Origin of the sequence: Nocardia brasiliensis NBRC 14402, from assembly GCF_000308475.2 — a bacterium.
GTDB classification, from domain to species: Bacteria; Actinomycetota; Actinomycetes; order Mycobacteriales; family Mycobacteriaceae; genus Nocardia; species Nocardia brasiliensis.
Map to the genome: position 1 here is coordinate 1 of NZ_BAFT02000068.1, position 18115 is coordinate 18115.

Genomic DNA, 18115 nt, shown 5'->3' on the forward strand with positions numbered 1-18115 from the left:
AGTTGTGCGTCCGCCGCCCTGTCGGCCAGCTTCGCACTCCCCAGTTACGACCAGTTGGTTCCCGCGGGCACGGTCTACCTTGCGCGGCGCAGGCGGTGAGTAGTCATGAAAGGGGTGCCGAAGAATGGGTTTTCGCTACCCGCCGCCCCACTCGGCCTGCTCGTGAAGTGAGGGGACGGCCGCCGCATCGTGTCCGCCGCGCCCCCAGTCGCGTGGCTGCCGCCCTCGCCAGCGTCGCACTCCCCAGTCGCGACCACTTGGCTCCCGCGGCCCCCGCCTGCCCCGCGCGCGCAGGCGGCGAGGTATTCATGAAAGGGTTGGCCGAACAGGGGTTTTCGCGACCCGACGGCCCCCCGGCCCGACGCCGAGTTGTGGAACGGGGATGTCCGTCGCCTCGAGCCCGCCGCGCCCCCTGTCGCGGCCGCCGTCCCCAGCCCCGTGCCGCCACGGCCGTACCTAGCACCCCGGACACCACTGAGAGACCGCCCGGTCCGAACCAAGCGACAGATAGCCCCCCGCCGCCGTTCACGCACCCCTTCCGTGTTCACGCACCCGCTGTGCCACGCCACAGCGGGTGCGTGAACACAGAACCCGTGCGTGAACACAGAACCCGTGCGTGAACACAGAACCCGTGCGTGAACACAGAACCCGTGCGTGAACACAGAACCCGTGCGTGAACGGCGGATCAGGGCGCGTGTCTGACTACACGCGCTGCAGGCGTCGGGGTGGGGTGATCAGCGGTTTTGCAAGCCGGTGAGTGCTGCCTGGAGGGTGGAGTGGACGGCGAACACCTGGTCGAGGTTGGTCATGCGGAGTTGTCTGCTGGTGGCGGGGCCGTCGGCGACGACCGCGATCGCGGTGGCCGAGCCGGCCCGCTGGTGGGTAGCCACCAGGACGGCCATCCCGGCCGAGGCCAGGAAGCTGACGGCCGTCAGGTCGATGATCAAAGCCGCGGGTTTGCCGTCGAGAATGGCCTCGATCGAGCTTTCCAGCGCCGGTGCGGTCGCCAGATCGACCTCACCGGCCACGGTCAGCACCGTCGCACCGTCCTGCGAGGCGACGGTGGTGGTCATCGTGTCCGCCACGGGGTACGCGTCTCCGGATGTATTACTCACGCGATCACAACACACAAGTAGCGGCGAATTCGCAACCTCGGCGTGTCCATAGCTGTCAACCCTACCGTAGGACGCATACCGAAGTTGCCGTTGTGGCGCTATCGGATTCGCCCATCTGGGCTGGCGCTGCCGCGGATCACCCGTGCTGACCGAGCGCCGGATGCGGCATCCGCCACCCCGCGGCCAGCCGGGACGGATACAGGCCGGCCCCGCCGCCGAAGAACTCACAGAACTTCATGATGAGCGGATCCCAGCCCACCGGATCGACGTACGCGGTGCCGGGGATGATCAGTTCCTCGGCCACGTGGGCACGGACCACCCGCACGGTGTGGGCGATCGCGCCGGTATCGACCCCGAACGGCACAGCCGAGACCAGCTCACATTCGAGCTGGATCGGGCACTCGGCCACCCGTGGCGCGCGCACCCGGTCCGCGGCGACCTCGGTGAGCCCCGCCGCGCCGAACTTGTCCGGTTCGTAGCGATACCCCTTCTCGATCCGATGCGCGGTCAGCTCGGGCGCACCGGTCAGCAGTGCCAGCCGATCCACCGCCCGCACCAGCGTCGCGGACGGCAGGTTCAGCACGCACTCGTGCTCGCGCACCATGTTCTGGGTGGTGCGCGACGACGTGCTCATCCCGAGCATGCAGTGGTCGCCGAGCCACCACGCCGACGACATCGGCGCGAGATTGCCTGTCCCATCGGGGTTTCGGGTGCCGACCAAGACCACCGGCGTCCCGAAATACAACACCTTCAGATCAACGACTCGATGCATCCCGTCACCCTCCCGCGCCGTGGCCCCCGGTGCTGGCGGCAAACGGACACCGCACCCCCGCAGCCTTCGGGTTCGGGGCACGCTGCGGCGACCGACGTAGGTCGAGTTTTCAGTTGGTGATGCGGGGGTGGGTGCCGCGCAGCGGGTTGGCTACGGGAAAGGTGATGGCGGGCAGGGTGACCGACATGCGGACGTGGGTGCCGGGGCCGGTGTGGTCGATGTCGAGTTCTTCGGTGAGGGCGCGCATCATGTCGATGCCGCGACCGCGGTAGCCGGGGTCGGCGGCGCGCGGTTTCCAGCTGCCGGTGTCGGTCACGGTGATCACGACGGTCTCGACGTTGCAGGTGGCGGTGAGGACGACGCGGTCGGCCTCGGCGGCGGGGTCGCGGGGCGGTACCAGGGCGGCGCGGCCCATGGACAGGTCCGTGCCGGCGGGCCGGCCGCTGGGCGGCGCGCCGTTGCGGTAGGCGTGCTCGATGCTGTTGCTGCACGCCTCGTTCGCGGCGGCGACGAGATCCGAGGCCAGATCGTGCGGGACCGCGGCGGCCGCCAGCCACGCTTTGAGCGTACGGCGCAGTGCCGCAAGCTCATCCGGGTGCGCGGGCACCTCCAGCCGCAGCGGCGCGGGCGGTTGCCGATACACGACCATGGCGACGTCGTCGTCGTAGCCCGCGGCGGGCCGCAGCCGGGACAGCACCGCGTCGGCCACCTCGCGCGGCAGTTTGGCCGCGGTGCCCGCGAGCACGTCGGCGATCTTGGCGAAGCTGTCGTCGATGTCGATGCCGCGCTGTTCGACCAGCCCGTCGGTGAACAGCACCAGGGTCGAACCCGGGGTCAACGCGGTGGTCGCCTCCGGTCGCCGTGGCGGATCGAAGGTGGCCAGCGGCACCGAGCGGCCACCTTCCAGCAGGCGGCCGACGGTGTCGACGTCGGCGAGGATCGGCGGCATGTGCCCGGCGCTGCTGTAGCGGACCAGTCCGCGCACCGGGTCGAGCACGGCGGCGCACACGGTGGTGCACATCGCGCCGGGGATCCGCCCGGCCACCGTGTCGAGTTCGGCGAGCAACTGCGCGGGGCCGGCCCCGCGCAACAGCAAAGCCCGTGCGGCCGAACGCAATTGGCCCATCACGACGGCGGCGGACAACCCGCGGCCGACGCAGTCGCCGACCACGACGCCGATGGTGCCGTCGCGCAGTGGAACCACGTCGTACCAGTCGCCGCCGATCTCCAGCGGGGGCAGCGCGGGTTCGTAGTGCACCGAGAACCGGGGCGGCAGTTCGATCGGCCCCAGCATGGCCCGTTGCAACGTCAACGAGGTCGAGCGGGCCTGGTCGAAGTTGCGCGCCCGCTGCACGGCGAGGCTGAGGTGGCCGATGAGCAGGGAGAACAGCGTCCAATCGGCGGCGCTGATCGCGCGCGGCGCAGCGAAGCGCAACCAGATCGCGGCGTCCCCGGTTTCGCCGAGCGGGGCGACGATCCCCTCGGAACTCTCGGTGCCTTCGGGGATGGCGAACAGGCTGCGGCCCGGCCGCCGTCTGGCTCGATCCAGCAAAGCTTGTGCGCGCGCGTCGAGTTCGGTCCGTTCGGGTCCGTCCGGTGCGCCTTCGCCGCCGGAGACGTACACCTCGGGCGCGCCCTGCCGGTTCGGCCACACCGCGACCACCGCGGTCTGCGCGCCGACCGTGCGCCGCAATTCGTCCAGGCCGACCGCGAGCACCTCGACCACGCTGGTCGCCGCGCCGACGGCCGTGGCGAGCCGGGAGGCCGCCTGGTCGCGTGCCTGCGCGTCGTGCTCGGCGGTGACGTCGCGGATGGTGCCGACGAAGATCCGTTCGTTGTTCTCCGGTTTGACCAGCGTGCTGGTGCTCACCGCGAGCCAGACCGAGCGACCGTCGCGATGCCGCACCGGAATGACGAAACGCTGTGCCGCCGTGCCCAGATCGGGATAGCGCGGGCCCTCCGAGATCGACCACGGATGCGGCAGCGGATAGGGCACATCGGCGGCGCCGTACCCGGTCAGCGCGCCGAACGCGGAGTTGACCTCGACGATGGTGCCCTGCGCGTCGGCCACGAAGAAGCCGTCCTGCAGCGACTCGACCAGTGCGGTGCGGAAGGCGTCGCGCCCGGCGAGATCGTCTGCGCGCGAACGCTGTTGCTCGTAGCGGCCGACGCCGTCCAGGTAGCCGCGGGTCGCGATGTCCAGTGCCGCAAGGGTTTGCAGCAGGAACTCGAGCCCGGCCTCCTCGAGCCGGTTCTCCTTTGTCGCCGCGGCTTTCTCGGCGGCCTGCACCACCCGGAAATGATGTTCGGTGAGGTCGAGCAGGCTGACGCCCTCGACCAGCGCCCGCCTGCCGAGTTCGTAGCCCTCGGCGAGACTGTCCTGCGCGGTCGAATCGAGATGTCGCCGTAGCGCTTTCGCGTAGGCGTCGAGGAATTCGGCCAGCAGGGCGGTCATGTCGACGCCTCGCTGCGCACAGTCGAAGTAGCGGTATGGCTCATGTCGTCGGTCCGTGGGCTGCGCCGCGGTGCCGCGCGGCGAGTACCAGCGCGTCGTCGGTGTCCTTGGCGTGTCTGGCCAGGATGTCTGCGGTGATCTCCGCGGTGGATTTGGACAGGTCGATGCCCTCGGCGGACTCGCTGACGATGCCGTCGGTGGACATCAGCAGCAGATCGCCAGGCCGAACCTGGATGGTCTGCGGTTGCAGGTTCTGCGGTAACCGGTAGCCGACGATGCCCGCGGTCAGCAATACCGTGGCGCGCACGGTGAGCCCGCCGGGGCTCACGGTGAGCACCCGCGACTCGACATTCCCGACGCCGAGCCAGCGCACTGTGTCGCTGGGATCGAACAGTGCGAGCGAGACCGCCGCGCCGCGGGTGTCGGCCATGGCCCGATGACAGAGCACCATCAGCACGTCCAGCGGTTCGGCGCGGTTCTCGGCGAGCACCTGGGTGGCCCGATCGGCAGCGTCGGCGGCCGGTGCGCCGTGCCCCAGGCCGTCGAGCACCGCGAAAAGGACTGCGCCGCCGCCGGTGTCCAGCACGACGCTGCGGTCCCCGGAGACCCGCTGGCCCGGCAGCGCGCGACCGGCCACCGCCCACTCGATTCGGCCGATGAACCCATCGTCATGCACCGTTGGGTACCCACTTCCACATCTCGACCAACGTGCCGCGGCCGGGTGCGGAGTCGATGGTGAGCCGGTCCATCAGTCTGCGGGCGCCGGGGAGACCGAGGCCCAGTCCGCGACCGGTGGAATAGCCGTCTTCGAGTGCGCGGGGAATGTCGATGATGCCGGGGCCCTGGTCTTCGGCCTGCACCACCAGCGCCTGCCTGCCTTCTCGTTCGTCCACCGTCAGGCGGATCTCGCCGCTGCCGGCGTAACTGGTGATGTTGCGGGCGATTTCGGAGATCGCCGTTGAGATCATGGTGCGGTCTGTCAGAGAGAATCCGAGCTTGGCGGCCAGTTCGTGTCCGGCCTGACGTGCGATCACGATGTCGCCCGACACTCTGACCGCGATCACCAGGTTCTCAGCGGCCACTGTCACGACCGTCTCGCTGGCGTCGGGTGGTGGTCTTGCGGTTCAACCAGGCCAGGCCCTCTTCCAGATCGAGGGCGGTGTGCATGTCTTCGAACGTGAGCCCGAGTTGCACCATGGCGAACGCGACTTCCGGTTGCAGCCCGACGATCACCGTTTCGGCGCCGCGCAGCTGCGTCATGTGCGCGATGGTACGCAACGATCTCGCCGCGAAGGAATCCATGATGTCGATCGCGGTGACGTCGACGATGATGCCGTGTGCACGGTATTTGCTGACCTGTTTCATCAGGTCGTCCTGCAGCCGTTCGGTATCGGCGTCGGTCAGCGCGGACTGGACCGAAGCGATGAGATAGGTGCCCTGTTTGAGAATCGGTACCGGCATCTGCCCGCCCTGATCTAGCGGCCGTCGCGTTCGGTGACCCGCTCGGCGACCCGGGAAACCTCGTAGCCCAGCAGACGTTCCGCTTCCTCGATACCGCCCTGGAGGTCGCCGACCGCGTTCATCTTGGACAGGTCCAAACCGATGGTCACCAGAGTGAGCGCGATCTCCGAGGACAGACCGGTGATGATCACGTTCGCGCCCATCAGGCCGGACGCGTCCACGGTCTGCACCAGGTGGTTGGCCACGGTGGAGTCGATCTGCGGGACACCGGTGATGTCGATGACGACGACCTTGGCGCGATTGGCCCGGATGGCGCGCAGTAGCTGCTCGGTGAGCTGGCGGGCGCGCTGGCTGTCGAGCACACCGATGATCGGGAGAATGAGCAGCTGTTCACGCACCTGCAGCACAGGGGTGGACAACTCGCGGATCGCCTCCTGCTGCTGCCGGATGACGCGCTCGCGCTCCTGCACGAAGGACACGCCCACGGTGTTGGCGATGCGGTTGGCGGCCGGTTCGTAGGCGTCGAGCACCGCGTTGAGCAGTTGGAAGTCCGCCTGGTACTTCTCGAACAGTGAGCGGGCCAGCACGTCACGCAGCAGCAGCACGATGCCGAGCACCTCGTCGGTTTCGACGCCTCTCGGAATGATGCGCTCGGACAGATCGCGCGCGTAGGCCTGCAGCGCCTCGACGCTACCGGTCTCGAGCACCTCGACGTAGTTGTCGTAGACGGAGGTCGCCTCGGAGAAGATCTCCTCCGGGGTCATCGCGGTGAGCAGTTGGGCGTCGGTGATGCGCCGTGCCCATTCCTCACGCAGTGCGGTGCGGTTCTGGCGCAGGTGTTCGACCAGCTGCGGCAGCAGATTGTCGACCGGTCCTGCGCGCAGCGAATCCGCCGAAAGGCTCATGGACACCTCGGACATGGAAACTCCTGCCCCTTTCGACGGTTGAAGTCGGGATCGTCGTGCGTATCGGTCGTCGGACCGACACCGAGCCTAGTCATACCCCATGGCAGTCGCTGACGAAACCTGCCGGTTGTTCTCCTGTGATTCACGGTGGGGCGGCGAAACCCTGCTCCAGACCGAGTAGCGCCTCGTCCAGATAGACGGTGAGGTCCGCGTCGGCGCGCGCGAGCCAGGCGTCGAAGGCCGCCCGGGCCGCCGCCAGTGTGGTGCGGCCGACCGCCATCGGGATCAGCGCGTCCTCGGGCCGGCCGAGCCGGCGCGCGGCGAACGCGCTGACGGCGCGCTCCCAGGCGTCGTAGTGCGCGCCCGCGGTCGCGGCCAGCGCCGGAATCGTGGCGACCAGCTGCATGCGGGTGCGCAGCTCCGGGACGTCCTCGGCCCGATAGCGATTGGCGTCCACGACAACTCGGCGCACCGCGGTCATCATCGGAACATCGTCGGGCACGGTGGCGAACGCCGAGCGCAGAGCGGCGACTTCGTCATCGAACTGGTACCAGAGCACCTCGGCCTTGGTGGGGAAGTAACGGAAGAAGGTGCGGCCGCTGATACCGGCGGCGGCCGCGATCTGTTCGACGGTGGTTTCGTCGAAGCCCTGTGCGCTGAACAACCGCATGGCGATCAGTTCCAGCTCGCGTTTGGTGGTGCCGCGGGGGCGGCCTCGGGAGTTCCGGGCGGTCACGGCTATTGATTATGTCAGTGACTGACGATAATCTCGCGGCATGTTCCAGAGTGTCGCAGGACACACCGGCGGCGCGACCGCGCCCGGTGTCGAGCGCGGCCGCCTCGATGCGCCGGACACCCGGCCCGCGGCAGATCTGACCTGGCCGGAAGCTGGTGAACGCGCTGCTGCCGGAGCCATTCTCGCGGTCGCAGTCGGGGCGACCGAACAGCACGGTCCGCACCTGCCGCTGTCCACCGACACCGATATCGCCGCGGCGCTGTGCCTGCGCCTGGCCACCCGGCGACCGGATGTGCTTGTCGCGCCGCCCGTTCCGTACGGCGCGAGCGGCGAGCACGCGGACTTCCCCGGTACGCTGTCGATCGGCCAAGCCGCGCTGGAACTGCTGATCGTCGAGCTGTGCCGCTCGGCCACCGACACTTTCGATCGCATCCTGCTGGTGAACTGGCACGGCGGCAATCTCGAACCGCTGCGGCGAGCCGAGACCCTGCTGCGCGCGGAATCTCGCGACGTGCGCGTGTATCTGCCGCGCTATCAAGGCGATCTGCACGCGGGCCGCTCCGAAACCGCCGTACAACTCGCGCTGACGCCGGATCGGGTGTCGCTCGACCGCGCCGCCGCGGGTGACCGCAGGCCGCTGCCGGAACTGCTTCCCCTGCTGCGTGACTCGGGTGTGCGGGCGATCAGCCCCAACGGTGTGCTCGGCGATCCCGCCGGTGCAAACGCCGCCGAGGGGGCCGCGCTACTCGACCAGCTGACATCCGACCTGCTCGACCGAACCCGGCTGTGGTGGCCGGATTCCGCCTGAAAGGACCTGACCATGAACCCGTGGTTCGAAACCGTTGCCGAGGCGCAGCGGCGTGCGAAGAAGCGGCTGCCGAAATCGGTATACGGCGCGCTGATCGCCGGATCCGAACGCGGCCAGACCATCGAGGACAACCAGCTCGCGTTCACCGAACTCGGGTTCGCGCCGCACGTCGCGGGGCCGATCGGCACCCGCGACCAGTCGACCACCGTACTGGGACAGCAGCTTTCGATGCCGGTCATGATCTCGCCGACCGGCGTGCAGGCGGTGCACCCCGACGGTGAGGTGGCGGTCGCCCGTGCGGCAGCGGCCCGCGGTATCGCGATGGGGCTCAGCTCGTTCGCCAGCAAGCCGATCGAAGAGGTGATCGCGGCCAACCCCGCGACCTTCTTCCAGTTGTATTGGTGCGGCGGCAAAGACGAGATCGTGCAGCGGATGGCGCGCGCGAAGGCGGCCGGTGCGGTGGGCCTGATCCTGACCCTGGACTGGTCGTTCTCGCACGGCCGGGACTGGGGGAGCCCGGTGATTCCGGAAAAGCTCGATCTGCGCACCATGCTGAAGTTCGCGCCGCAGACCCTCGCCCGGCCGCGCTGGTTGGCGACTTATCTGAAGTCCGGGCACATCCCCGATCTCACCGCGCCGAACATGGCGATCGGCGACGCGGCGGCCCCCGGCTTCTTCGGCGCCTACGGCGAATGGATGGGCACCCCGCCGCCGGACTGGGCGGACGTGCGCTGGATCTGCGAGCAGTGGGACGGTCCGGTGATGCTCAAGGGCGTGATCCGGGTCGACGACGCGCTGCGCGCGGTCGACGCCGGCGTCGACGCGATCTCGGTGTCCAATCACGGCGGCAACAACCTCGACGGCACGCCGGCCTCGATCCGGGCGCTGCCGGCGGTCGCCGCCGCGGTCGGCGATCAGATCGAGGTGGTGCTCGACGGCGGCATCCGGCGCGGCAGCGACGTGGTCAAGGCGGTGGCGCTCGGGGCGCGCGCGGTGCTGATCGGCCGCGGCTATCTGTGGGGCCTGGCCGCCAATGGTCAAGCGGGCGTGGAGAACGTCTTGGACATCTTGCGCGGCGGCATCGATTCGGCGCTGCTCGGCCTGCGCAAGACGAGCGTCACCGAACTGGGGCGCGACGATCTGGTGGTGCCGGACGGATTCGAGCGGGCGCTCGGGGTGCCGGTCGAGTCCGGTACGGCCACAACGAATTCGAGTGCGGCCAGTCCGGTCGCCGTGGGCTGAGCGGTCAGTTCTCGCTCGCCGAGCTGCGATGGTGCGCGAGCAGGGTGTCGTAGATATCGGCGAGCGCGGCCAGCTGCTGGCGGTCCAGCACGTCGATCATGTGCCTGCGCACGCTGCTCACGTGCGCGGGCGCGGCGCCGGTCAGCACCTCGGCGCCGCGCTGGGTGAGCCGCGCCGCGGTGCGGCGCGCGTCGTCGGGGATGGGTTCGCGAACGACCAACCCGCGCTTCTCCATTCGGGTGATCTGATGCGAGAGCCTGCTCTGTGACCATTCCAGTTTCAGCGCCAGGTCGGCGAAGGTGCACCGGTGATCCGGGGTGCCGCTGAGGAAGGCCAGCACCGAGTACTCGACGTAGGTGAGGTTGGACTCTCGCGTCGAGTCCCGCCCGACCGCCGCGGCGATGAGGTCGCGGGTGCGCACGAAGCCCACCCATGCGCGCATTTCGACGTCATCGAGCCAATGGGGATCGGTCACGATAGCGCTCCAAACTCTGGCGTGTCATACATTGTCGCGCGCCGTTGTACGTTCGCGTGACGGTTTGCGTGGCGACCGGACGGTCGGACGTCCGAGCGTTTTGTGTGAGACGACAGGTAGCACTACCGGGGTTGAACGTGCAACCTTTTGTGCCAACTGAACGAACGCGAGCAGCCTGGTTGTTCGCGGTGATAAGGCTTGCCTAAGCCGGGGTGGGATGCGGCCGGATGGATAGGCTCGCTCTGCTCGTGACCAGCCGTGGCTACTCGGCCCGGCCCACCTCGAAGGAGTGCGTCTCGTGACCGCGCCGGACTTCCGCTACTCAGACCTGCTGCCGATCGGCCCCGACGACACGTCGTACCGGCTGCTCACCACCGAGGGCGTGCGCACCTTCGAAGCCGGCGGCCGGACCTTCCTGCAGGTGGAACCCGAGGCGCTGCGCCTGCTCACCGCCGAGGCGATGCACGACATCAGCCACTATCTGCGCCCCGCCCACCTCGGCCAGCTGCGCAAGATCATCGACGACCCGGAAGCCAGCGGCAACGACCGCTTCGTCGCGCTCGACCTGCTCAAGAACGTGAACATCTCCGCGGGCGGCATCCTGCCGATGTGCCAGGACACCGGCACCGCGATCGTGATGGGCAAGAAGTCCGAGGGCGTGCTCACCGGCGTGGACGACGCCGAATGGATCAGCCGCGGCGTGTTCGACGCCTACACCAAGCTGAACCTGCGCTACTCCCAGCTCGCCCCGATGACCATGTGGGACGAGAAGAACACCGGTAACAACCTGCCCGCGCAGATCGAGTTGTATTCCGCGCCGGGCGATCCCGCGCATCCGGCGTACAAGTTCCTGTTCATGGCCAAGGGCGGCGGCTCGGCGAACAAGTCGTTCCTGTACCAGGAAACGAAGGCCGTGCTGAACCCCACCCGGATGCTGGAGTTCCTGGACGAGAAGATCCGTTCGCTCGGCACCGCGGCCTGCCCGCCCTATCACCTCGCGGTCGTGATCGGCGGTACCAGCGCCGAATTCGCGTTGAAGACGGCGAAATACGCCTCCGCGCACTACCTGGACAACCTGCCCACCGAGGGTTCGCTGGCCGCACACGGCTTCCGCGATCTGGAGCTGGAGGAGGAGGTCTTCAAGCTGACCCAATCCTTCGGCATCGGTGCGCAATTCGGCGGCAAGTACTTCTGCCACGATGTGCGCGTGGTCCGGCTGCCCCGGCACGGCGCCAGCTGCCCGGTGGCCATCGCGGTGTCCTGCTCGGCGGACCGGCAGGCGCTGGCCAAGATCACCGCGGAGGGCGTGTTCCTCGAACAGCTCGAACGCGAACCCGCGCACTACCTGCCGGAGCAGACCGATTCGATCCTCGGCGGCGACGTGGTGCGGGTCGACCTGAACCGCCCGATGTCCGAGATCCGGGCCGAGCTGTCGAAATACCCGGTGAAGACCCGGCTTTCGCTCACCGGGCCGCTCGTGGTCGCCCGCGACATCGCGCACGCCAAGATCAAGGAGCGGCTCGACGCCGGCGAGCCGATGCCGGAGTACCTGCGCGAGATGGCCGTCTACTACGCCGGTCCCGCGAAGACCCCCGAGGGCTATGCCTCCGGGTCGTTCGGGCCGACCACCGCGGGCCGGATGGACTCCTACGTCGATCAGTTCCAGGCCGCGGGCGGCTCATTCGTCATGCTGGCCAAGGGAAATCGCTCCGCGCAGGTCACCAAGGCGTGCAAGGAGCACGGCGGTTTCTACCTCGGCTCGATCGGCGGCCCCGCCGCGCGCCTCGCGCTCGACTGCATCAAATCGGTCGAGGTGCTGGAGTACCCGGAACTGGGCATGGAAGCGGTCTGGAAGATCGAGGTCGAAGACTTCCCGGCGTTCATCGTCGTCGACGACAAGGGCAACGACTTCTTCGCCGAGACCCAGAAGCCGATCGCGCTGCGGGTGCGCACCCGCAGCGCCGAACGCGTTTAGCTGGTCAGCTGGTCGCGCGCCGATAGGTCAGGGCGGCGCGCAACCGGCCGAGCCGGCGCGGCTGCACGTTGACCCGGGCGAGGTCGCCCTCGTAGTGGGCGAGCACGCGATGGTCCATCACGGCCCGCCACAGCGGTGGCACGGCGGCGAGCACGATCATGGTCGCGTAGCCGGCCGGTAGCTGTGGCGCCTGCGCCGAGCTGCGCAGGGTCTGGTACCGCCGGCCCGGGTTGGCGTGGTGGTCGCTGTGCCGCTGCAGATGGAACAGGAAAATATTCGTGACGAGCCGGTCGCTGTTCCAGCTGTCGCGCGGGGAGCAGCGCGCGTAGTTGCCGTTCGGGCGTCGTTCGCGCAGCAGGCCGTAGTGCTCGACGTAGTTCACCGTCTCCAGCAGCGCGATGCCGATCACCGCCTGCAGGGCCAGCCACGGCAGCACCGCGAGGCCGAACGCCGCGATCAGCCCGCCGAACAGCACCGCGGTCATCGACCAGGCCTGCAGGATGTGGTTGTCCACGTGCCACCAGCCCTTGTCCTTGCGCGCGAGGCGCTCGCGCTCCAGCCGGACCGCCGAGCGGAAACCGCCGGATACGCTGCGCGGCAGGAACTCCCAGAGGGTCTCACCGAATCGGGCGCTGGCCGGGTCCTCCGGCGTGGCCACCCGGACGTGGTGGCCGCGATTGTGCTCGACGAAGAAGTGCCCGTAACCCGATTGCGCGAGTGCGATCTTCGCCAGCCAGCGCTCCAGATGCTCCACCCGATGGCCCAATTCGTGCGCGGCGTTGATGCCGATACCGCTGACGAAGCCGAGCGTGGCGGCCAGGCCGAGTTTGTCGGCGACGCCTAGTTCGGGACCGGTCCACAGGTAGCAGGCAATGCCGAGCCCGGTGAGCTGAATCGGCAGGAAGAGGTAGGTGCACCACCGGTAATACCGGTCGTTGGAGAGCAATTCGTAGTCTTCGTCGCGCGGGTTGTCGCCGTCCTCGCCGACCACCCAGTCCAGCACCGGGATCACGATCAGCACGATGATCGGGCCGATCCACCAGAAAACGGTCGCCCCGGTGTGCAGCACGAGCTGAGAGGGGAGCAGCGCGCACGACGGCGCGATCAGGCCGAGAACCCACAGCGGGCGCTTCGAATCCTGACCTCGTGGGGGTCGACGATTGATCTTCATTCCTCTTCCGGTAACACTCCGGCGAACCGCGCGGCCGGAACCTGCTGCGCCTCGCCGCTATTCACGGATAACCCTGGTGCCTTTGACAGAAGAGTCGCCGCGAATATGTAAGTCGTTACGAGAGCGAAGTGAGTGTATTCCTAATCGGTGCGCGCCGCGACCACCACCCACCCACGGCTGGGAAGCGTTTCCTTTGCTAATTAGCAAACAGTGGGCATCCTCGGGCTTGCCTTTCCGCGGCCCGTGCCCCGTCCCGGGGAACGGGTTATGGTCGGAGCGGAAGGGAGGAACTCGGTTGCACGTCGCGATCTTCGCCGACGTATCGCTCGGCACGGTCGGTGGGTCGCACTCCGCGCTGGTCGCGCAGTGGAAGTCGTTGCGGCGGCTGGGACATCGGGTCACGGTCTTCGCACCGGCCGTCGATGCCGCCGCCGCGGACCCGGATCTCGTTGTGTTGGAAGGCGTTTCCGGTTGGCGCTCGGACGGATCGGTGCTGGTGGTGCCGAACGGTGCGAACGCCGGATTGATCGACGCGGCCTTCGCCGAGCGTGGTCCGGTCGACGTGGTGCATGTGCTCACGGCGTCCGGTGCCGGGATCGCCGGGCTGCAGGCCGCGCGCAGGCACGGCATTCCGCTGGTGCAAACGCTGCGGCGGCACGACGAGGCACTGGTCGAACGGTATTCCGTGCTGCGCTTGGTGACCGCATCGATCCGGCGGCACCTGCGTGGCGGCCACCGCGCCGCGCAGCCGCTGTCGGGCCGGGCGCAGGCCGCCGACCGGGTGGTGACGCCGTCGCGACGGCTGGCGCGCACGCTGGTCGCGGCGGGCGTGCGTCGCCCGATTCACGTGGTGCCCAACGGCATCGATGACGAACTGCTGGACGCCGCACCGGACCCGCACTTCACGCTGCCCGATCCGAACGCGGAATCCGCTGCCGCGCAACAACCCCTGCGCGTTCTCTGGTGCGGCCGGTTCGCGCTGGAGAAGCGGCCGCTCGCCGCGCTGGAGGCCGTGCGCCTGGCGCTGGACGCCGCACCAGGCGGGTGCACGCTGGACATGTACGGCGCCGGACCGCTGCTGGATCGGGCCTGGTCGTTCGTCGAACGGCACGGCCTGCGTGACCGGGTCCGGTTGCACGGCGAGGTCGGCCGGGCCGAATGCCTGGCGGCCATGCGCACCCACGACGTGCTGCTGTCCTCGTCGTTCGGCGCGGACTCCCAGCACATGGTGGTGCAGGAGGCCGTCGCCGTCGGCCTTCCTCTTCTCTACTGCGACCCGGACTTGGACGAGGCCGTGCCGGACGGCGGGGGAGTGCGCGCCCTCGGGCCGTCGATCCTGGCGCTCGCCGAAGCGCTCGGCAGGCTCGCGAACACGCCGGAACGGCTGGCCGAGATGCGGAAGGTCCTGGTCGGTTGTGCCGATGGGGTGCGGCAGTCGAATTACACGGCCGAACTCGTCTCGATCTATCGCCAAGCGATCGAGCAGGGTGCCGGATCGTGGCGGGAAACCGCGCGGGACACGACGCCGGCCACGGTCTTCGCCTGTCCGCTGTGGGTAGCCGCGGACCCGCTCATCGCGTGGCCCGGCGACGCCCGCTGACGGCTTATCTGGGCGTTCGACCTGGCTAGCGGCTTTTCGCGGACATCGCAGTGTCACCCCGATCGCCGGGGGCCGGGCGGCCGATTCGCGAGGCACCCTTAGCGATGTACGTCGTTGATTCCAGGTGCTCGAGCGCAACTGCCACTGAGGTCGAGGAGGGCAATGAGTACGTTCAGGACGGTCACGAGGACACTGCGTCTCTCGCAATCCGCCAGCCGCAGGCTGGCCGCACGCGCGGCCCGCGAAGGGACAACTTCCGCCGCGCTACTCGATCGCCTCATCCGGGAGGGCGTCGACCAGCTCGATCATCCCGGCATCATCTTCCGGGGACCCATGAGCGATCGGCGCGCGGCGCTGGTCGCGGGGCCCGATGTCTGGGAAGTCGTTGCGCGCCTACAGGAACTGGACGGTCCGGTCGAGCGGCGCATCGAAGTGCTCAGTGCCCGATCGAGTCTGCACGCGGGCAAGATCAAGATTGCCATCGCCTACGCGCGCGACCATGGCGGCGAGATCATCGAACGGATCGGCCGCAATCGGGCGGCCGCCGAGGTCATCCGGCGTGCCACGCCCGCGCGGGCGCCCGCCGTCGATCGCGAGCACCTCTCGCTGGTCACTCCGCTGCCCGAGTGATTCGGCCCAATTGTCCGGTGCCGTAGTCGAATTGTCCGTTGTAGTGGCTGTTCACATCGATGGGGAGAGAACTGTGCACACCCCGCCGGGTTGTGCACAACCCCCTCCGCCTGTGAGCGCCGGTCCCGCCGCATCCCTCCGGGGACGCCACCCGCGGCCGGATCGCCCCCGCCCGCCCAGATCGCCGGAACGGTACGTTCGTCAATCCCGCTCGAACACCGCGTATTTCGCGAATCGGACAGGGCTCAGCCGCCTTCGAGGTGTGATCCACAACACTGGAGCGGATTGTGGACAACCCGTGTTCCTTGTGGATTAAAAGATTGCCGCGCAACAGGATTCGGGTATAACGGTGCCATGTCCAATGACTATGACCCCAGGTTCCGGCCCGGTGCCGGTCGCTCGCCCGCGATTGCCGGATTCGCTGCTCGAGCTGGCGGGGGCGATCCGATTCCACCGCCGAGGAGTGGGATCGACTGTATGATTCCGGGTATGAAGGCCCGGATGACATTGAGTCTCGAACAGGCCACCGCCGACTACATCACCCGGCAGGCGGCGGCGGCGGGCGGGAATGTCTCGGCCTGGGTCGAGCGCCATTTCCGGGAGCAAGCGGTGCGCGAATCCGTAGCCTCCTATGTCGAATGGGATGCCGGGCATCCGGGTTACGCGGAGGCTGCCGCGGAAGAGGCCGAGGCGGCCGCACGCGAAGCCGGTCTCGCGTGAACCGGGGCGAAGTCTGGAACTACGAACCGATCATCAACCGCCCTGGTGCGTCGACTCGCAGGTTGATCATCAGCGCCGCGCCGATCAATGAGAATCCGCAGCTGAAGGTCGTGTTGACCTTGCATGTGCTCGATTCCGATCCGGGTGGGCTGCTGGCCGTGGAAGTGGGTTCGCACGGATGGGCCTCCGCGCTGCACCCGGAAGCGACTGTGCGCCGACGCCTCGACGAGTGTGTCGGTGTCGCGGACGCGGAGACCATGGATCGGGTTTCGGCCGCGTTGCGCGCCGCGCAGGATCTCTGAGTCGACTCGGTGGTTCCGGGCAGGCGGGCCCGGAGGCACTACCATCGCCGGCATGGTGTTGCGGAGTGGTGTGCGCAGGCGGGTGCTGGTCGGATTGCCGGTGGCGGTGTTGCCGTTGGTGGGGGTGCCGCAGGCGGTGGCGGGGCCGGGGGTGGCGATCGATCAGCGGGAGGCGTCGGGGTCGGCGGCGGGGACCGAGGGGTTGGAACCGCGTTTGGCGTTGGCGTACACGTTGGCCGAAGGCGAGGCGCACGCGCAAGGCGTACCGCTGTCGATCACCTCCGGATATCGCTCGCGTGACGAACAGCAGTGGCTGTGGAACGACGGTTTGGCGAAATACGGCAGTCCCGACGAGGCGCGACGCTGGGTGTTGCCGCCCGAGGAGTCGACGCATGTCTCCGGCCGCGCGATCGACGTCGGCCCGCAGGAGGGCGCGCACTGGCTGGAGGTGAACGGAAACACGTGGGGCCTGTGCCGCATGTTCGACAACGAATGGTGGCACTTCGAACTGGCCACCACCCCCGGCGGCGTGTGCCCGCCGACGAAACCGGACGCGAGCGTGCACTGACCGCGCGCTGACGTCCGTCCACGAGTGACCCGGCCCGACAGGGCTGGGTCACAGTCGTCTGTGCATCTGCCTCATTGTGGCGTGGCCCACGTCCGAGTACGCTCTGGAATTCGAGACCGAAGGGTTTCACTACCAGATGTTCCGGCGACGTGGCCGGAGGGGATGAGGAGCCTCGATGCGGAGGATTGCCACCCGGATTCGTTCGGGGGTCGTGATTGCGGCGGCCATGCTGACGGTGCTCGGGTGGGTGGCGCCGGTAGCCACGGCCGACCCGGGACCTACCGCGCAGGTCGTATTCAACAAGCCCGGTCCGCACCCGGTCGCGACGGCGGTCCGCACGAATCCCTGTCAGGAATCGGTCTACGGCATGTTCCAGCACATCGTCGTGCACATGCTGGGCAACCGCGACGACATGACCTGCACTCAGGCCTTCCCGAACGGACTCGAATCGCCGATCGGCGTGAACACCTATTATCCGGCCGATATCGCGGACCTGCCGAACGCTCCGCTGCTGGTCTTCACCTCCGGCTTCGACGCGAACCCCGGCATGTACGACGCGCTGGCCAAACAGTGGGCGAGCCACGGATTCGTCGTGGTGATCCCGTACGAGTTCTTCAACTCGCTGATATACGTGCCCGCGCTCGGGGTGGCGAGCGCCGTGGTGGCCGACCGCGACCCGAATTCGCCGCTGTATCAAAAGGTCGACCTGAGCCGGACGATCTTCGCGGGCCACTCGGGCGGCGGCCAGGCGGCCTTGCAGGCGGGCACCGTGTTCCCGAGTATCGCCGCCGCGATCGATCCGGCCATGCGCGTGCGCGGCGTGCTCGCCGTGCAACCGGGCCCGCTCGCGGTGGGTGCGCTGGTGTCGGTGCCGACGCTGTTCCTCACCGGCTACAACGATTTCGTGGTGCCCGATTTCGCCTGGGTGCGCTGGTGGCAGTACAACCTGACCTTCAACGCCCCGGCCTGGATCGCCAATGCCCGTGGCGTGAGCCATTTTTCACCGGTCGACGGACTGGACAACTATCTGTCCGCCGGTACCGCGGTGGCCTGGCTGCGCTATCTGGCCTTCGGCGACGAGCTCGCCCGGCAGTATTTCGTCGGTCCCGACTGGCGACTGCCCGCGGACAAGACCTATTTCAGCGTCGAACGCAACGCGCTCGCGAACGCGGTGCAGTGA

General features: G+C 68.4%; 19 protein-coding genes. 9 read left to right on the plus strand and 10 right to left on the minus strand.

Annotated features, from left to right (window positions below; all coding sequences use genetic code 11):
- Positions 1 to 734: 734 nt before the first annotated feature.
- From TY25_RS24710 to mftR, 8 genes are all read right to left on the minus strand, one after another.
- Positions 735 to 1073, minus strand: coding sequence for an STAS domain-containing protein (locus TY25_RS24710; RefSeq protein ID WP_029892966.1), 339 nt, complete (start codon positions 1071 to 1073; stop codon positions 735 to 737).
- Positions 1074 to 1251: 178 nt separating this feature from the next.
- Positions 1252 to 1887, minus strand: a complete 636-nt coding sequence (locus TY25_RS24715) for a flavin reductase family protein (protein WP_042259739.1) — start codon at positions 1885 to 1887, stop codon at positions 1252 to 1254.
- 109 nt (positions 1888 to 1996) lie between these two features.
- Positions 1997 to 4342, minus strand: a complete 2346-nt coding sequence (locus TY25_RS24720) for a SpoIIE family protein phosphatase (RefSeq protein WP_042259741.1) — start codon at positions 4340 to 4342, stop codon at positions 1997 to 1999.
- A gap of 40 nt (positions 4343 to 4382) precedes the next feature.
- Positions 4383 to 5018: a SpoIIE family protein phosphatase gene (locus tag TY25_RS24725; protein ID WP_042259743.1), complete on the minus strand. Its 636-nt coding sequence runs from the start codon at positions 5016 to 5018 to the stop codon at positions 4383 to 4385.
- Positions 5011 to 5424: an ATP-binding protein gene (locus TY25_RS24730; protein WP_029892962.1), complete on the minus strand. Its 414-nt coding sequence runs from the start codon at positions 5422 to 5424 to the stop codon at positions 5011 to 5013. The genes TY25_RS24725 and TY25_RS24730 overlap by 8 nt, the downstream gene beginning before the upstream one ends.
- Complete coding sequence (locus TY25_RS24735; RefSeq protein WP_029892961.1) at positions 5414 to 5803, minus strand: STAS domain-containing protein; 390 nt, start codon at positions 5801 to 5803, stop codon at positions 5414 to 5416. The genes TY25_RS24730 and TY25_RS24735 overlap by 11 nt, the downstream gene beginning before the upstream one ends.
- Positions 5804 to 5817: 14 nt before the next feature.
- A complete protein-coding gene (locus TY25_RS24740; protein ID WP_042259746.1) occupies positions 5818 to 6723 on the minus strand; it encodes an STAS domain-containing protein in 906 nt (301 codons plus the stop codon).
- Positions 6724 to 6850: 127 nt separating this feature from the next.
- Entirely contained in the window at positions 6851 to 7444 is a 594-nt protein-coding gene (gene mftR / locus TY25_RS24745; RefSeq protein ID WP_042259748.1) for a mycofactocin system transcriptional regulator MftR, read from the minus strand.
- A 40-nt stretch (positions 7445 to 7484) separates the two neighbouring features.
- Between mftR and mftE the strand changes: the two genes are divergently transcribed.
- Together mftE and mftD are read left to right on the plus strand one after the other, a co-directional pair.
- A complete protein-coding gene (mftE, locus tag TY25_RS24750; protein ID WP_081869085.1) occupies positions 7485 to 8252 on the plus strand; it encodes a mycofactocin biosynthesis peptidyl-dipeptidase MftE in 768 nt (255 codons plus the stop codon).
- 12 nt (positions 8253 to 8264) lie between these two features.
- Positions 8265 to 9494 carry a pre-mycofactocin synthase MftD gene (gene mftD / locus TY25_RS24755; protein ID WP_042259750.1) on the plus strand — a complete coding sequence of 410 codons (1230 nt, stop codon included), beginning with the start codon at positions 8265 to 8267 and terminating at the stop codon, positions 9492 to 9494.
- Between the two features lie 4 nt (positions 9495 to 9498).
- Here the strand turns inward: mftD and TY25_RS24760 are convergent, their stop codons facing one another.
- Positions 9499 to 9969: a MarR family winged helix-turn-helix transcriptional regulator gene (locus TY25_RS24760; protein ID WP_036562273.1), complete on the minus strand. Its 471-nt coding sequence runs from the start codon at positions 9967 to 9969 to the stop codon at positions 9499 to 9501.
- A gap of 298 nt (positions 9970 to 10267) precedes the next feature.
- On the opposite strand from TY25_RS24760, the gene TY25_RS24765 reads away from it, so the two are divergent.
- Complete coding sequence (locus TY25_RS24765) at positions 10268 to 11944, plus strand: fumarate hydratase (protein ID WP_042259751.1); 1677 nt, start codon at positions 10268 to 10270, stop codon at positions 11942 to 11944.
- Between the two features lie 4 nt (positions 11945 to 11948).
- Here TY25_RS24765 and TY25_RS24770 read toward each other — a convergent pair whose 3' ends face one another.
- Positions 11949 to 13115 (minus strand): alkane 1-monooxygenase, encoded by a 1167-nt coding sequence (locus TY25_RS24770; RefSeq protein ID WP_042259752.1) that lies wholly within the window; start codon positions 13113 to 13115, stop codon positions 11949 to 11951.
- A gap of 295 nt (positions 13116 to 13410) precedes the next feature.
- On the opposite strand from TY25_RS24770, the gene TY25_RS24775 reads away from it, so the two are divergent.
- The 6 genes from TY25_RS24775 to TY25_RS24800 all read left to right on the plus strand — a co-directional run bounded on the left by TY25_RS24775 (position 13411) and on the right by TY25_RS24800 (position 18115).
- The gene (locus TY25_RS24775) at positions 13411 to 14715 is read left to right on the plus strand and encodes a glycosyltransferase (protein WP_052383171.1); all 1305 of its coding nucleotides are present in this window, start codon (positions 13411 to 13413) and stop codon (positions 14713 to 14715) included.
- Positions 14716 to 14877: 162 nt separating this feature from the next.
- A complete protein-coding gene (locus tag TY25_RS24780) occupies positions 14878 to 15345 on the plus strand; it encodes a hypothetical protein (protein ID WP_042259754.1) in 468 nt (155 codons plus the stop codon).
- Between the two features lie 501 nt (positions 15346 to 15846).
- Positions 15847 to 16065, plus strand: a complete 219-nt coding sequence (locus TY25_RS24785) for a hypothetical protein (protein WP_146153930.1) — start codon at positions 15847 to 15849, stop codon at positions 16063 to 16065.
- Positions 16062 to 16367 (plus strand): putative type II toxin-antitoxin system PemK/MazF family toxin, encoded by a 306-nt coding sequence (locus tag TY25_RS24790; RefSeq protein ID WP_042259758.1) that lies wholly within the window; start codon positions 16062 to 16064, stop codon positions 16365 to 16367. Before TY25_RS24785 ends, TY25_RS24790 begins: the two co-directional genes overlap by 4 nt.
- Before the next feature lie 52 nt (positions 16368 to 16419).
- Positions 16420 to 16935: a M15 family metallopeptidase gene (locus TY25_RS24795; protein WP_081869087.1), complete on the plus strand. Its 516-nt coding sequence runs from the start codon at positions 16420 to 16422 to the stop codon at positions 16933 to 16935.
- A 175-nt stretch (positions 16936 to 17110) separates the two neighbouring features.
- A complete protein-coding gene (locus TY25_RS24800; RefSeq protein WP_146153931.1) occupies positions 17111 to 18115 on the plus strand; it encodes a poly(ethylene terephthalate) hydrolase family protein in 1005 nt (334 codons plus the stop codon).

Coding starts and splice junctions, on each gene's coding strand:
- TY25_RS24710 (WP_029892966.1), bottom strand. CDS start 1,073: ATGACCACCACCGTCGCCTCGCAGGACGGTGCGACGGTGCTGACCGTG.
- TY25_RS24715 (WP_042259739.1), bottom strand. CDS start 1,887: ATGCATCGAGTCGTTGATCTGAAGGTGTTGTATTTCGGGACGCCGGTG.
- TY25_RS24780 (WP_042259754.1), top strand. CDS start 14,878: ATGAGTACGTTCAGGACGGTCACGAGGACACTGCGTCTCTCGCAATCC.
- TY25_RS24785 (WP_146153930.1), top strand. CDS start 15,847: ATGACATTGAGTCTCGAACAGGCCACCGCCGACTACATCACCCGGCAG.
- mftE (WP_081869085.1), top strand. CDS start 7,485: ATGTTCCAGAGTGTCGCAGGACACACCGGCGGCGCGACCGCGCCCGGT.
- TY25_RS24770 (WP_042259752.1), bottom strand. CDS start 13,115: ATGAAGATCAATCGTCGACCCCCACGAGGTCAGGATTCGAAGCGCCCG.
- TY25_RS24800 (WP_146153931.1), top strand. CDS start 17,111: ATGCGGAGGATTGCCACCCGGATTCGTTCGGGGGTCGTGATTGCGGCG.
- mftD (WP_042259750.1), top strand. CDS start 8,265: ATGAACCCGTGGTTCGAAACCGTTGCCGAGGCGCAGCGGCGTGCGAAG.
- TY25_RS24720 (WP_042259741.1), bottom strand. CDS start 4,342: ATGACCGCCCTGCTGGCCGAATTCCTCGACGCCTACGCGAAAGCGCTA.
- TY25_RS24735 (WP_029892961.1), bottom strand. CDS start 5,803: ATGCCGGTACCGATTCTCAAACAGGGCACCTATCTCATCGCTTCGGTC.
- TY25_RS24795 (WP_081869087.1), top strand. CDS start 16,420: ATGGTGTTGCGGAGTGGTGTGCGCAGGCGGGTGCTGGTCGGATTGCCG.
- TY25_RS24740 (WP_042259746.1), bottom strand. CDS start 6,723: ATGTCCGAGGTGTCCATGAGCCTTTCGGCGGATTCGCTGCGCGCAGGA.